At 68.2% G+C, this 13,544-nt stretch carries 14 protein-coding genes; 5 read left to right on the top strand and 9 right to left on the bottom strand.

Features of this window, described 5'->3' with window-relative positions:
* Positions 1-184: 184 nt before the first annotated feature.
* On the bottom strand, positions 185-1,135 hold the full coding sequence (locus tag ABXJ52_RS37065) for a LysR family transcriptional regulator (protein ID WP_367048587.1): 951 nt from the start codon (positions 1,133-1,135) through the stop codon (positions 185-187).
* 89 nt (positions 1,136-1,224) lie between these two features.
* Here ABXJ52_RS37065 and ABXJ52_RS37060 point away from each other — a divergent pair, with 89 nt between their 5' ends.
* From ABXJ52_RS37060 to ABXJ52_RS37045, 4 genes are all read left to right on the top strand, one after another.
* A complete protein-coding gene (locus ABXJ52_RS37060) occupies positions 1,225-2,145 on the top strand; it encodes a zinc-binding dehydrogenase (protein ID WP_367048585.1) in 921 nt (306 codons plus the stop codon).
* Positions 2,142-3,143, top strand: coding sequence for an alpha/beta fold hydrolase (locus tag ABXJ52_RS37055; protein ID WP_367048583.1), 1,002 nt, complete (start codon positions 2,142-2,144; stop codon positions 3,141-3,143). The genes ABXJ52_RS37060 and ABXJ52_RS37055 overlap by 4 nt, the downstream gene beginning before the upstream one ends.
* On the top strand, positions 3,140-3,886 hold the full coding sequence (locus tag ABXJ52_RS37050; protein WP_367048581.1) for an SDR family oxidoreductase: 747 nt from the start codon (positions 3,140-3,142) through the stop codon (positions 3,884-3,886). The genes ABXJ52_RS37055 and ABXJ52_RS37050 overlap by 4 nt, the downstream gene beginning before the upstream one ends.
* 567 nt (positions 3,887-4,453) lie before the next feature.
* Positions 4,454-6,049 carry an MFS transporter gene (locus ABXJ52_RS37045; protein WP_367048579.1) on the top strand — a complete coding sequence of 532 codons (1,596 nt, stop codon included), beginning with the start codon at positions 4,454-4,456 and terminating at the stop codon, positions 6,047-6,049.
* Positions 6,050-6,172: 123 nt separating this feature from the next.
* Here the strand turns inward: ABXJ52_RS37045 and ABXJ52_RS37040 are convergent, their stop codons facing one another.
* The 5 genes from ABXJ52_RS37040 to pcaD all read right to left on the bottom strand — a co-directional run bounded on the left by ABXJ52_RS37040 (position 6,173) and on the right by pcaD (position 9,766).
* Positions 6,173-6,982, bottom strand: coding sequence for a hypothetical protein (locus tag ABXJ52_RS37040; RefSeq protein ID WP_367048577.1), 810 nt, complete (start codon positions 6,980-6,982; stop codon positions 6,173-6,175).
* 210 nt (positions 6,983-7,192) lie between these two features.
* Positions 7,193-7,729 (bottom strand): hypothetical protein, encoded by a 537-nt coding sequence (locus ABXJ52_RS37035; RefSeq protein WP_367048576.1) that lies wholly within the window; start codon positions 7,727-7,729, stop codon positions 7,193-7,195.
* Between the two features lie 54 nt (positions 7,730-7,783).
* Positions 7,784-8,263 carry a hypothetical protein gene (locus ABXJ52_RS37030; protein ID WP_367048574.1) on the bottom strand — a complete coding sequence of 160 codons (480 nt, stop codon included), beginning with the start codon at positions 8,261-8,263 and terminating at the stop codon, positions 7,784-7,786.
* A gap of 186 nt (positions 8,264-8,449) precedes the next feature.
* Positions 8,450-8,746 carry a hypothetical protein gene (locus tag ABXJ52_RS37025; RefSeq protein WP_367049486.1) on the bottom strand — a complete coding sequence of 99 codons (297 nt, stop codon included), beginning with the start codon at positions 8,744-8,746 and terminating at the stop codon, positions 8,450-8,452.
* A 213-nt stretch (positions 8,747-8,959) separates the two neighbouring features.
* Positions 8,960-9,766 carry a 3-oxoadipate enol-lactonase gene (pcaD, locus tag ABXJ52_RS37020; RefSeq protein WP_367048573.1) on the bottom strand — a complete coding sequence of 269 codons (807 nt, stop codon included), beginning with the start codon at positions 9,764-9,766 and terminating at the stop codon, positions 8,960-8,962.
* Positions 9,767-9,865: 99 nt separating this feature from the next.
* Here pcaD and ABXJ52_RS37015 point away from each other — a divergent pair, with 99 nt between their 5' ends.
* Positions 9,866-10,813, top strand: coding sequence for a LysR family transcriptional regulator (locus ABXJ52_RS37015; protein WP_367048572.1), 948 nt, complete (start codon positions 9,866-9,868; stop codon positions 10,811-10,813).
* A 238-nt stretch (positions 10,814-11,051) separates the two neighbouring features.
* Here ABXJ52_RS37015 and ABXJ52_RS37010 read toward each other — a convergent pair whose 3' ends face one another.
* The 3 genes from ABXJ52_RS37010 to ABXJ52_RS37000 form a co-directional block, all read right to left on the bottom strand.
* Positions 11,052-11,762, bottom strand: coding sequence for a hypothetical protein (locus ABXJ52_RS37010; RefSeq protein WP_367048570.1), 711 nt, complete (start codon positions 11,760-11,762; stop codon positions 11,052-11,054).
* Between the two features lie 203 nt (positions 11,763-11,965).
* Positions 11,966-12,412 (bottom strand): hypothetical protein, encoded by a 447-nt coding sequence (locus ABXJ52_RS37005; RefSeq protein ID WP_367048568.1) that lies wholly within the window; start codon positions 12,410-12,412, stop codon positions 11,966-11,968.
* A 330-nt stretch (positions 12,413-12,742) separates the two neighbouring features.
* A complete protein-coding gene (locus ABXJ52_RS37000) occupies positions 12,743-13,474 on the bottom strand; it encodes an SDR family oxidoreductase (protein WP_367048566.1) in 732 nt (243 codons plus the stop codon).
* Positions 13,475-13,544: the final 70 nt, after the last annotated feature.

Raw genomic sequence — 13,544 nt, 5'->3', positions numbered from 1 at the left:
AGATTGGGGCGCCGACGAAAGGCGTCTGCGGGCACCGACGAAACGGGCTCACCTGGATCACGATGAACCCGTTTCCCGACGGAATCGGCCGATCAGGTCGGTGCGGATGTCCACCCGGCCGTGGCAGTCCTGACTGGATCGCGCCCGGGTTGCACAAGGGCGGCAACACTTGAGGCGGTGCTGCTCAATGCGGGTCGTCCCGGCGTTCGGGAGGGTTCGTGGGTCGTTCGGGCAGCCAGTCGCGAGCCGGGTCGTATTCCAGCCATCGGCTTCGCCCGGCTTCTGCCGCACAGGCCGTGGTGAGGCTGTTCAGCCCCGGGTGTCCGTTGCCGGTGCGCCACAGCAGTGACCAGGCGTACAGCGGGGTGGGGTCGACCAGGGGGACGGTGCGCAGTCCGTGGACCTCGGGCAGTGGCACGTCGGCGGGCAGCAGTGAGAAGCGTCGTGGTTCTTCTGCTACCTCGGCGAGGAAGTGGGCGAGCCCGAGGTTGACGCTCGTGGCCGTGTTGTGGAGGGCGAATCGGTCGGCGAACCGGTGGAGGAAGTCGAGCCGGTCCAGCGCACCGGGCGCCCACAGCACGCTGTCGCGCAACTCGTCCGGTCGCAGCGCCGGTTCGGCTGCGAGCGGATGGTCCGCGCTCAGTACGGCGTCCACCGGTTCGAGGCGGACAAGGCGGTGCGCTAGCCCGGCGGAGAGCGGAGGGTGGACCCGGCCGAAAGCCGCGTCGATGTCGCCGTGCAGCAGTGCCGTCGCCACCGACGGCAGATCGCGGCCGTGACCCAACGTCAACTCTCCGGCTCGTCCGGCGACTTGAGCGAGCGTCCGCATGGGTGCGTAGAGGTGCCCCCAGACGTCTACGCGCAGTGGCCGGTCCTTGCCGACCGCTGCCGCGACTGCTGCGTCGGCGGCGGCCAGGGTCTGCCGCGCCGGTGGGAGGAAACGCTGGCCGGCCTCGGTGAGGCGTACGCCGGTGCCGCCGCGCTGGAACAGTTCGGTACCGAGCAGCGATTCAAGCCGCGCGATCCTCTTGGACAGCGCCTGCTGGGAGATGGCGAGCGTCTCGGCCGCCCGCCCGAAGTGCAGTTCCTCGGCGGTGCGAACGAAGGCACGTACCTGCGCCACGTCGAGATCCATGGCTCCCACCATAGGTGACAACCAAAGGTTGTCGGCTTTGCTCGTTCGTTGTTGGATCGCGGGGCGGCCGCGGGGGTTGCATCCTCTCCATGCAAAGACTGATTCCCACGGGAGAGGCGGCCCGTCCGGTCGTCTTGGCCGAGGTCCCCCAGCCGCTGCCGGAGCCCGGTGAAGCACTGGTCAAGGTCGAGGCGTTCGCCCCGAACCGAGGCGAGATCTTCCTGCTCGAACACCCTCGGCCGGGGTCGCTGCCCGGCAAAGACGTCGCAGGGCTCGTCGTGCAGGCGGCAGCCGACGGCTCGGGCCCCGGTATCGGCACCCGTGTGGTGGGGCACCCGGCGCAGGGCGGCTGGGCGGAGTACGTCGCCGTGCCCACGCACTCGCTCGCGGTGCTCCCGGACAGCATCGACAGCGCACGGGCGGCGGCCCTGCCCCTGGCCGGGATCACTGCCCTGCGGCTGCTGCGGACGGCTGGTCCCCTGGCAGGGCGGCGGGTGCTGCTGACCGGCGCCTCGGGGGGTGTCGGCCACTACGTCACCGAGCTGGCCCTCGGCGCGGGAGCCGAGGTGACCGCGGTGACGGCCACGCCGGTGCGCGGCGAGCGGCTCGCGGAGCTGGGCGCGACGGTGGTGCACGAGGTCGCGGCGGCCCAGGGACCGTTCGATGTCGTACTTGAGTCCACGGGCGGGCCGGATCTGCCCCTCGCGCTGTCGAAGGTGCGCCCGGGCGGCCTGCTCGTCTGGTTCGGTCAGGCGAGCCGCACGCCGGTGACTCTCGACTTCTTCCAGCTCCTTGGCGGGCCCGAGCGCGTCACCATCCAGCACTTCCACTACGCCGGCGCCCCCTACGGCTTCGACCTCGCGACACTGGTACGCCTCGTGGAACAGGGCCGGCTGCACCCGGAGATCGGCAGCATCACCGACTGGGGTCAGACCGCCGACACCCTGGTCGACCTGCGAGAGCGCCGGATACGCGGCAAGGCCGTACTGCTGACCGAAGGAACACGATGAACGCCACCGACTTCGCTGCCGCCCAGTGGACACGCGCCACCGGTGCGGGCGTGGACCCGCACGAGTACCGGCGCGTCACCGACAGCCTCAGCTCCCTCGGCGACTGGGGGCCGTCCTTCCTGCACACCGGACACGGCTACCTCCAGCGCGCGGAGAATGCGGAGAATGCAGGATCTCCCCGCTCAGCGGGTGAGTACCTGCTGATGGCGGCCCGCTGGTTCCACCTGGCCACCCTGGCGCCTTATACGGAAGCACCACGGGCTGCCGCCGAGGCGGATCACGCCTTTGGCCGGGCGCTCACCGTCTTGGAGCCCGATGCGCGGCGGGTGAGCGGCGAGGGATTCACCGGCTGGCTGCGCGGCCCCGCCGACGCCCCGGGAACCGTAGTCGTCGTCCCCGGCCTGAACTCGGCCAAGGAGGAGTTCCTCGACCTGGCCTCCGCGCTGCTGGCCAGGGGACTTGCGGTGTTCGCGATGGACGGCCCCGGACAGGGCGTGCTCGCGGCCACCACCACCTTCGTGCCGGACTACGAGCGGGTCGTGGGCCGGGTCATCGACACGCTCGGCGTCGCACGCATCGGGCTCGTCGGCCTGAGCCTGGGCGGATACTTCGCGGCCCGGGCCGCGGCGCTGGAGCCGCGCGTGGCGGCCGTCGCCACCGTCAGCGGTCCCTTCCGTCTCGACTGGGAGGAACTGCCCCCGCCGGTACGGGACATCATGACCCAGCGCGCCGGAGGAGCCGCCGCCGCCCACGAGTTCGCACGCCACGTGGACCTCGCCGCCCTGGCACCCCGCATCGTGGCCCCGCTGCTGGTCGTGGAAGGCGAACAGGACGCCATCCCCGGCGTGGCGAACGGTGAGCGACTGGCTCGCCTGGCGCCGCACGGCAGTTATCTGTCCGTCCCGCACGGAGACCACCTCCTGGGCAACGCACGGCCCGACTGGCTGCCCCACCTCAGCGACCACCTCACGCACACCCTGACGGGAACACCGGCATGAACCGCTTCACCGACAAGACCGTCCTCATCACCGGCGGCACCAGCGGCATGGGCCTGGCCACCGCACACCGCCTCGTCGCCGAGGATGCCCGTGTCATCGTCACCGGCCGCACCCGCGCACGGGTGGACTTTGCCGTCCAGGAGATCGGCCCCAGGGCCTCGGGGATCGTGGCCGACGTCGCCGACCTCAGCGCGGTCGACGCACTGATGGAGACCGTACGGGACCGTCACGGCCGGCTCGACGGCCTCTTCGCGAACGCGGGCGCCGGGACATTCCTGCCGTTCGAGAACATCACCGAACCTGACTTCGACCACGGCGTCGACGTCAACTTCAAGGGCGTGTTCTTCACCGTCCAAAAGGCACTGCCGCTGCTGGCCGACCAAGGCTCGATCGTCATCAACGCCTCCTGGACCCTGCACCGGGGCAACAGCGTCCTGACTCTCTACGCGGCGACCAAAGCCGCCGTGCACAACCTGGCCCGAACCCTCGCCGCCGCACTCGCCCCGCGCGGCATACGCGTCAACTCCGTCAGCCCCGGCTACATCGACACCCCGATGTACCCCGCCGACGCGCTGACCGAAGCGGAGGCGGCGGCGGTCACCGGCCAGATCGTCGCCGGCCGCTTCGGCCGCCCGGAAGAAGTCGCCGCGGCCGTGGCATTCCTCGCCTCGTCCGACGCTTCCTACGTCAACGGCCAGGACCTCGTCATCGACGGCGGCCTGGTCGGTGCCGCGCCTGCCTGACGATCACCAGCGCACGCCCACGGCCAGCCAGCTCCTCCATGGACCGCGCTGCCGACCGCCCTCAACTTCTGCCCTCGCACCAGCCGCGCGCCATCCGGCTAGCCCCTGCGGCTAGCCCCTGCGGCTAGCCCCTGAGAGCCCGGCCACAGCGGCGTCGCTCTCCGGACCCCGCGGTGCCGCCTCAGTGATGCGATCGGCGGCTTCCCAATCCATCGGACTCTGTGCCCTATACCCGAGCAGCACCTGCTGTCATACACACGGTGCCGTACACTCGACGGGTGGCTCTGCCGCCGAGGTGTCGGTGGCAGTGACCGGATTTCCTGTTCCTTCTGCGTCGATCTCGAGGTGACGTCCTATCAACCAGGCCATGTAGTCGTCCGCGTTCCCCACGTGCTGTTGTCTCGCACGTGTTCTGGGGCGGACGTCGCGCTGGCCTGAGTTGCTTCACCCTCCCCCGCAGTCTTTCTGTCCCGGGTGCAGCTCTGCCGTCTGCCCCGGGTTTCGTGTTTTCCGGCCCCGGTGCGGCTGTCGGCAGGCTCCCCCTTCTTTGGATCAGGAGTTCCCGCCTTGTCTTCCTCCGCGCTCGACAACGAGCCGCAGCACACCAACGAGCCGCAGCACACCACCCAGACCCCGACCAGCCCCTCACCTGGCCTGTCGAAGATGGGCCTCACGGCCTGGATCGCCCTCTTGGTACTGCTGGGCGCCGAGCTCATGGACATGATCGACCAGTCGGTCGTCCTGACCGCCCTGCCCGCGATCCAGGAGTCGACCGGCGCCGGACCGGACACGGTGCAGTGGCTGACCACCGGCTACTCACTGCCCATCGCCATCGGGCTGATCACCGGCGGACGCCTCGGCGACCTCTACGGCCGCCGCAAGCTCCTTCTGATCGGCACCGTCGTGTTCACCATGGCCTCGCTGCTCTGCGGCCTGGCTGCCGTGCCGGGGGTGCTGATCGGCGCCCGCGGGCTCCAGGGTCTGGGAGCGGCTCTGATGATCCCGCAGATCCTGGCCACCCTCCACGTCACCTTCGAGGGCCAGAACCGCAGCAAAGTGTTCGGCCTGTACGGGGCCGTCATGTCGCTTGCCAACGTTCTCGGCCCGGTGATGGGTGGTCTGCTCACCGAGGCAGACCTGTTCGGGCTGTCCTGGCGGCCGATCTTCCTGGTCAACGTGCCCGTCGGCCTCGCCGTGCTCCTCCTGGGACGCAGGTTCATCCCCGAGTCGACCGTGAACAAGGCCGCCCGCTCCGACCTGACCGGCATGGGGCTGTCCGCTCTAGCCATCGTCCTGATCGTCTTCCCGCTCTCCGAAGGACACGTACACCACTGGCCGCTGTGGTGCTTCGCCCTGCTCGCCACAGGACTCCTCATCCTCGGTGTCTTCCTGCGCCACCAGAAGCACAAGCAGGACAACGCCCCCCTCGTACCCCTGTCGCTGTTCCAGGGCAGGCAGTTCTCCGGGGGCACGGCCGCGCAGCTGATGCACGGACTGCTGTGCGGACTGTTCTTCATGACCTGGACGCTCTACCTCCAGCGCGGCCTTGGCATGAGCCCCTTCCACGCCGCCCTGGCCTTCGTGCTGCTCTCTCTCGGCGAGCTGGCCGGCGCGTCCCTCGCGGCGAAGAGCGCCGGACGCTTCGCCCGCCGCCTTCCCCAGGCCGGAGCGCTCACCACGATCGCCGCGATGGCCGGTTACGGGATCCAGATCAACGCGAGCCCGGACCTGACTCTGCTGGCGATGACCGCGCCGGTGGTACTGATCGGGTTCGGCCTCGGCATGGTCGGAGGCCCGCTCGCCGACCTGTCACTGGCCAAGGTCCCGCACAGGATCGCCGCGGCCGCCTCGGGCCTGTTCAACACCGCGATCCACCTGGGCATCGCGCTGGGCACCGCGCTGACCGCCCTGGTGTTCTTCGCCACCACCAACGGCTCACCCGACGCCGCACTCAACCGCGACGCGTTCATCACCGTGGTGTGGTGGGTGGGCAGCCTCCTCACCCTGATGTGGGCCCTGATGTTCTGCCTGCCCAAGCACGCGAACACTCAGGCCGACAGAGCAACTTCCCACGGCGGCGGTGCCTGCTCCCGGGCGCCGCCGCCTCACTCCTTCTGCGCCGGGCCCGACGAACCCGCCAGACGGGGAACTCCACCAGCATGAGGTGGCCCCGCGACACGCCTGCTGTGTCACACCTCCCGCCGATGGCACGGAGCGTCACGGCAGCAGAAATTGAGCACCGTTAGTGCCTGGGCCGCCATCTGATTCGTTGGTCTTACGCTCAGCTCACAGAGTGCCGACCCAGCGTTCCACTGCGTCTCGCAGCTGGTCGCGTTCTTGAGTGAACTGCCGCATTCGGTGGCCGTTGGCGCCAGACGGGTGCGGGAATCCGAGCAGACAGCGATCCGCGGACAGGCCCGTCGCTTCAAGGGCGAGCTCCACGGCCGCAGAGGCGGAGCCGCCGAAGGGGATGACCAGGGCGTCGGACGTGGCCGCGAGCTCTGCGGCGAGTACCTGTTCTGCAAAGGCCCGCAGCACGGGAGTCGCGTCGATCTTGAGGCCGTGGCCGGTGTAGTTCTTCCCGTCGACGAAGACCGCGTGGCAGAGGGCCGAGGTGCTGCCGACGAGGTCGCAGTCCGGCTCGAACAGGCTGGAGGCCGAGGGGATATCGAGCGCGCGGGCCAGGCCGATGTCATCGAGCATGGTGACGGCGTTGTTGCGCATCGCGCCGGCAAAGCTTGCCGTGGCCTTGGCCAGACGCACGGCGTCGTCGGGCGAGGTGCCGGCTTGAAGCGCGCGGGACGCCGCTTGCAGGGCGAGCGCGAGCTGCTGGACGCCTGGGGTGATGCCGACCAGGAGCACCTTCGCCTTGACGTTCATTCGGTCGAAGGGGGTGTAGTAGATCTGCAAGTGCCTGCCGCGAATGACCTCCTCGTGAAGCAGCAGCTCCTGCCGGGCAGCGTCGGCTTCGCTGGTCTCGGGCGAGAGGTTGCGCACCACGGCGGCGAACCGCGTGATGCACCAGTCCTCCGAGACGAGACCGCCTGCACCGGAGTTGATCTGGCAGGTGTGGGTGAGGGTGTCGCTGCTACACATGACCGTCCGTTTCGAGAAGCGCCAGCGATCAACGCTAGTCGGGCCGAGGAACGCACGGGAGAGGCGTAAGTCCCGCACAATGTCTCGCGGATCTGAGCGAGGCCGCGGGCGCGGTGGAGGTGTCGACGGCGGGTTTTGCTGCACTGCGGGGAGAAGGCCACGTTCTGGCCGTAGGCGCCTCTCTTGGTTGTCACTTGCGGTTGTCGCTCGCTACGAGCACTCGCACTCCCGTTGAAGAGCTGCGAACGCGGTGGTGGTAGAGCTAGGAGGGAACACCCGCAGGACGGCGGCGCGGTCCGGTGACGTGATCGCGTAGTGCTGGGCAAGGTAGGAAAGACCGCCCCAGGGTTCCCGGGTGTGGGCTCGCATCAGGACCCGGCCACCTCGCGCACAGGCGATCCAGGGCACGAGGACGAGGCCGGCCGGGTCGTGGTCGGCTTCCCCCAGCACCTCGTCGACGCTTCCGCCGTCCGTCTCGATCAACTTCACGCCGGCGATCTGGTCGGCCCCACGGCATTGGAGGATCTGCGGTGTCAGACGCTCCCTCTCGCCCCAGGCCTCTGCGAGTACGGAGAGCTGGGCTCGGGTCGTCTCGCTGATCGGCGTTTCATGGGCGAGCAGCCCGGACACGAGCAGTCCAAGCCCGGCCTCCTGTTCGCCCATGTCCCAGCAGTCCTTGACCTCCTGGGCCTCGGCCTCCGGCAGCAAAGCGGCGAGCCGGTCCCACGTATCAACGTCATCAGTCACCCGGCAGACGCTACCGAGCGGCGCAGACAACCAGGCACCGGACGCAGATGAGCTTCACCGTGATCGCCGTGAAGCCCGACCGGCACCGGTCTGCGGCAGGTGTGAAACGAAGAACTCGAACCGATACTCCTGCTCGCTGATCGCTGCCACCGCACCGAGATCGCTCCTGAGAAAGACCCATGAGGGTTCCGTGGCCCGGCGGATCGAGGTGAACCAGCCGGGCCGCAGCCGAAACTCGATCCACGGTGCAAGGCCGAGGTCCGTGAGCAGGAAGGCAGTTGTCCGGTAGCCGTGCTCGGCGAGGAGTTCCTCCGCCCATGCGTCAAGACGTTCGCTGGCCGCCTCGTCGTTCAATGTTGCGGCGGGCTCGGCCGCCATACTCCAGAATCCCCGCACGGCATCCAGAGCGTCGTCGGGTATCTCTGCGAAGGTCAGCGTGCGCGCCGTGACCACCTCGGACGCGGCACGCAGCACGCGTTCGAGTTCTCTTCCCTCGCGCTGCTCCAGGAGCCTGCGCTGCAGTTCGCTGGTCACATTTGCCTCCTTGCGTAGGAGGGGCGGCCCCTCGGCTGCAGTTCGTTCGTTGTACGCCTTGCCTGCCATATCCGCTCCCCGGCGTCCACCTGTCTGCGGGGAGCCGCGTACGGAGGCAATCGGCGAGGGCGGGCCGGGTCTGTGCTGAGCGTGGTGCCCGGGAGCGCGGTCAGCTCCCGGGGCCGCTCACCGGTCGGTTGCGGGCACACCGTCCAGGCCGGTGTCGGACAGGATCCGCTGGACGGTGCCGTCCAACGTGCTGGCCGCGTCGATGGCGGTCTCCATTCCGATGAGGCCGATGCTCGCGGCGCCGGGCCGGTCATGTTCGCGCAGCACGGTGCGGCGTAGGTTGTCCTGACCGACAAGTGCCAGATTGCGGCCGTATCTCTCGCGCAGGCCGGCCGCCACGGATGACTTTCCCGAAGCGCTGTTGCCTCGCAGAACGATCAGGCGTGTTTCCTCGGTTCCGACCACGCCCGGCACATTACCGACAGCCTCTGACACTGCCTGTCCTCGCGGCTCGGCTCGGCTCGGCTCGGCTCAACTCCCGGAAGGCGATGCCCTGCTCGCGTGCGCGCGCACGGCGCGCTAGTAGTCGTCCCCGCCCCGCCGGTCGCGACCCATGCCCGCACCAGCATCGGTGCACATTCCGTCGCATGAAGTGGCGCGCGTCCACTCGTACGCCGACAGCCGGGGTCACGGCTGTTCTGTGAGGAAGGCCGTCACAACCCCGACGAACTCCGACTCCGCTTCGACGTTCGCCATGTGCACTGTGGGCAGGACGGTGAACCGCGCGCCCGGGACGGTCGCGGCGAGCTCCTTCCCGTGGTCGGCGGATGTGACGGTGTCGTGCTCGCCCGCGATGACCAGTGTCGGGTTGGGGATGAGTGCGGCCGTGCGACGCAGGTCGTAGTCGCGCACCGCAGCCCAGCTCCCGGCCACGCCCTCGCGTTGCGTGGCAAGCAGAGTGCGGCGGAAGCCCTCGACCACCTCGTCGTCGCCTTCCAGCATTCGGGCCGGGAACCAGTTGCGTAGGAACGTCTCCGCGGTGACCTGCATGTCGGGGGCCTGGAGCAGCTCGGCGATCGGTTGGTCCCACTGATTCGCCGGGCCGAGATATGCGGCGGTGTTGGAGAGCACCAAGCGGTCGACGCGCTCCGGAACATGGATCCCCAGCCACTGCGCGACGATTCCGCCCAGAGACAGGCCCAGCACGTGCACCCGCCGCAGGCCCAGGGCATCCAGCAGCTCCACCACGTCGCGCCCCAACCGGTCCAGGGAATACGCGCCCTGCGGGACATCAGAGGCGCCGTGGCCGCGCGCGTCGTAGCGCAGCAGCCGGAAGTGATCGGTCAGAGCCGACACCTGGCCGTCCCACATGTGGAGGTCGGTTCCGATGGAGTTCGAGAGCAGCAGTACCGGCTTGCTCTCGTCACCGTCGAAGCGGTAGGCGATGCGGACGCCATCGCCGGTGGTGATGGCCGTACGGGTCTGAGAAGTCATGTCAGCTCCAGTGCTCTAGCGGCTATGCACTCAGCCTAGGATCGCCATCTGCAGACTTCTATTACAAAGATTGGAAGAGCCCTGTAGGTTTTCTGGATAATGTCGAACTTCACGCTCCACGAACTGCAGTGCTTCAACGCCGTTGTGCTCGACGGCGGCTTCCAGGCCGCCGCCGAGCGGCTGCACCGCTCGCACCCTTCCGTGTTCGCAGCGGTCGCCAAGTTGGAGCGCCAGCTGGGCCTGGATCTGCTGGACCGCTCGGGCTATCGGGTGCAGCTCACCGAGGCGGGGCGCGCCTTCCACCGCAAGGTGCGCTTCCTGCTGCACGAGGCCGAGGAGTTGCAGACCTACGCCGCACAGTTGGCGATGGGCGAGGAAGCCGAACTGCGCGTGGTGCTCGGGGACTTGTGCCCGCTTCCGCCCGTGTTGGAGATGCTCAGCCGCTTTTTCGCCCAGCGCCCGCAGACGCGACTGCACCTGCAGTTCGAGTCGGTCACCGGCCCCTGGGAGCGGCTGCTGGAGGACGAAGCCGACCTCATCGTGCACCGCGTCCCCAAGAGCGACGTGCGGATGGAGTGGATCGATCTCGGCCGTGTCGCGCTGGTGCCCGTCGTGGCGCCCGGTTTCCTGCCCTTCCCTCCGGATGCCGACATCACACCGCAGCGGATGCAGGCCTTCACCCAATGCGTCGTCCGTGACTCGGCGCGGCATCCGTCCGAACAAGGGCACTTCCTGGTCGAAGGCGCGCCTCGGAGTTCTGTTCCGGACCACCTCATGAAGAGGGAGCTGATCCTGCACGGGATGGCGTGGGGGCACGTGCCGCGATTCATGATCGAGGACGAGTTGCGTGACGGAAGCCTGCTTTCCATCGCCGGACGGCACTTTCCCGGAGTGGTCGAGGAACTCTCGGCGGCTCGTCGGCGCGACCGCCCGCACGGACCAGTCGCCGACCAACTGTGGGACTTCCTGGCCCGCCGCGCACCGGTCCTACGGCCGACGCTAGGCCGTGTACCCCATGCGAACACAGAACTGGGGCAATACAGTTGACTTCGCCGTCGTACGAACTCCACCGCAGCGAGCCCGACACCGCAGAACGGCGTGTCGTACGGTTTCACTCGCCTGGATATTCGCGGGGCATGCGGACGGGCCCCGCATGAGCAGGCGTTCCGTCACAGAACCGCACTCATAACGAAGGCCGGCGGCCCTGCCACCAGAGACTTAGGCAGATACCTTCGATGCCAGTTCCCGAGGCTCAGGAGTTCCTGTGCCCCAGAATCCTCGAGAGTTACGAGTCCCCGAGAACAGCGAACGCGAAGGCGAGTCGGCGATCCAGCCAATTCGCCTTGACGGCAAGCAGTTTGATGCTCTCCGAAATCATGACCAACTCGCCACCGGATCGCCATTCCAGCTTGCGGCTCTTACGTATGGGGCTGCCTTGGTCGCTGCCCTCGTGCCCCATGCTGGACACAGCACTCAGCACCTCGGTGAAGGCCTTGCCCGCCCCCCGCTCAGCGATCTGCTTGGCGTCACCGCTGACCCACTGGTTGCGTCCGATGATTTCCGAATGCCCGGGCTGGTTGATACGCCACGTGTGTTTGAACAGCTTGCTGGATGGCGGAATCCGCCTGATGGTTCCGATTGCGTCATGCTGGCCGTCAAATACGCGGAAGCAGCGTTCGCCACCGTCACCGCTCTCGTCGTCGTCGGGGACCAGATAACACAGCAAGCGCTGCGCTTCGGGGTCCTCGAACAGGCAAGGCTCCATCGCGGACGCCGGAACGGGCGGAGCCGCCGGGGCGATATAGGCGCATGGCGCGAATACACGCGGCTTGCCACCTCCGGCCGGAACGCGGATGGCTCGCGGGCCGCGCACCGGACGCCCGCCCTTCGACGCCGCAGGTCGCTCGACAGTACCGACCGTGAACTCCCGCACCCCGACCCATGGAACGGCGGCTACCGGGGCCTCGTCCCGCGCCCCGCCCTTCCCGAACACCATGTCGTCCCCTGCCTTCTCGCCCGTACCGCTATGCCGTAACCGTAGCCCCCGATGATCGGAGTTACTCGACGTGGCAGACCCCGAGCTGTAGGAACTCAGCGAGCGGGCTTCTCAACTTCGAAGCCTGGCGGACCACATCGACGGCCTCGCGGGCTGAAGGTGGCAGACGGAGTGGACACCCCTGCCGGTAATCAGCACTGGAGCTAAGCCATGCGGTCCATGATTCGGCCCGGCGCCGAGAGCAACGCCCCGCGAAGCGACAAGTTTCGCGCATAGATTCCCTCAAAGAGGATGGCAAGGCTGACATCCACCGAATCGGCCGCACCACTGGTCGTACCCGAGATGGTCCTCGGCTCTCGCCAACTGGAGCGCCGAGTCGTGACCTTGGCTTCGTCGCGCACCAGCGCGTGGTGCAGCTTGCTCCCTTCCTCCAAGTAGGCGTACTTCCGTCCAAGAACCCGGATTCGGAGTGCGCGTCCTCGCCTGCTCGCCCTCCAGTAGCTGTGAGAGAAAGCCGCGTTCTGCCCCGCGACGTTCAGCTCTCCTTCGGCAAGCCGGGGTCGCCCAGCGTACGGCCAGCCCTTGAAGGAGGACGACGGGATGCTCTCGCCCGTGACCATCGCGCCGATATGGGTTCCACGCTCCTGCACGGGGACAATCTCCAGGGCAGGGAGAACAAGCTCGACGTCTCCCAGACCGCTCAGCTCCCCCGCCCAGAAGGAGATACGGCCCCTAGGGCCCACATGCCCTGTGGAGTGCCTGAGCCGTAGCTCGAAAGAGGATTCATTCGTATGCATCACCTCTCCATTCTGCGGTCAGAAGGGGTTCAGGTCGCTCAGCAGCTTCTTGTGACGTCGACAGGCCTTGACCATGGGCGTCACCGACGGCCCGAGGGTTGCGCCCACCACGTGACCGTCTCGTTGGGGCGGCTCATGGTCGGCCAGCGGACCGGCGGGTTGTCCCAGGATCTGTGTGAGGCGTCAGCCCTGGGCCGTGGGGCGGACGACGATGTCGCCGACGTCGATGTTCGCGGGCTGCTCGATCGCGAAGGCGATGGCGCGGGCGATGTCGTCGGGGGCGAGGGCGAAGTCGACCGCCCGGGCCTGCGACTTGACGGTGGGGCTGGTGACCGAGTTGGCGAACTCCGTCCCGACGTAGCCTGGCGAGACCACGGTGACCCGCAGGTCGGGCCCGGCCTCCTGACGCAGTCCCTCCGAGAGGGTGCGGACCGCGTTCTTCGTCGCCGCGTAGACAGCCTGGTTCGGCACGATACGCAGCCCGGCGGTCGAGACGACGTTGACGAACTGACCCCTACGTTGCTCGCGGAAGACGGGGAGTGCTGCGGCGATCCCGTACAGCACGCCGCGGAAGTTGACGTCGATCATCTGGTCCCAGTCATCGACGCGCAGCTCGTCGAACGGGGAGATGGGGCCGACCCCGGCGTTGTTGACGAGGACGTCGAGCGCGCCGAAGCGCTCGCGGGCACACCCCACCAGGTCCGCGAGGTCGCCGCGGTGACGCACGTCCGTCGTCTTCCAGACGGCTGTGCCGCCCTTGGCTTCGATGCGGGCGGCGAGCGCTTCCAGTCGGTCGCTGCGACGCGCTCCGAGGACGAGCTTCGCACCGCGCGAGGCCAGCAGCAGTGCGCTCGCCTCACCGATCCCGCTGCCCGCGCCCGTGATGGCCACCACTTTGCCGTCGATCCCTGCCACGTGTGACCTCCAGGAGTAGAAGTAAGAGGGCTATCACTTTTACAGTAAGAGGCCTCTTACTTCTGGTCAA

This window comes from Streptomyces sp. Je 1-332, assembly GCF_040730185.1.
Lineage (GTDB): Bacteria > Actinomycetota > Actinomycetes > Streptomycetales > Streptomycetaceae > Streptomyces.
Note: the sequence above shows the minus strand (reverse complement) of the source record. Positions and strands in the feature narration are given on the sequence as shown.

Excerpts from the sequence above, each read along its gene's own strand:
- ABXJ52_RS37065 (WP_367048587.1), bottom strand. The coding sequence starts at position 1,135 with ATGGATCTCGACGTGGCGCAGGTACGTGCCTTCGTTCGCACCGCCGAG.
- ABXJ52_RS37060 (WP_367048585.1), top strand. The coding sequence starts at position 1,225 with ATGCAAAGACTGATTCCCACGGGAGAGGCGGCCCGTCCGGTCGTCTTG.
- ABXJ52_RS37055 (WP_367048583.1), top strand. The coding sequence starts at position 2,142 with ATGAACGCCACCGACTTCGCTGCCGCCCAGTGGACACGCGCCACCGGT.
- ABXJ52_RS37050 (WP_367048581.1), top strand. The coding sequence starts at position 3,140 with ATGAACCGCTTCACCGACAAGACCGTCCTCATCACCGGCGGCACCAGC.
- ABXJ52_RS37040 (WP_367048577.1), bottom strand. The coding sequence starts at position 6,982 with ATGTGTAGCAGCGACACCCTCACCCACACCTGCCAGATCAACTCCGGT.
- pcaD (WP_367048573.1), bottom strand. The coding sequence starts at position 9,766 with ATGACTTCTCAGACCCGTACGGCCATCACCACCGGCGATGGCGTCCGC.
- ABXJ52_RS37015 (WP_367048572.1), top strand. The coding sequence starts at position 9,866 with ATGTCGAACTTCACGCTCCACGAACTGCAGTGCTTCAACGCCGTTGTG.
- ABXJ52_RS37010 (WP_367048570.1), bottom strand. The coding sequence starts at position 11,762 with ATGGTGTTCGGGAAGGGCGGGGCGCGGGACGAGGCCCCGGTAGCCGCC.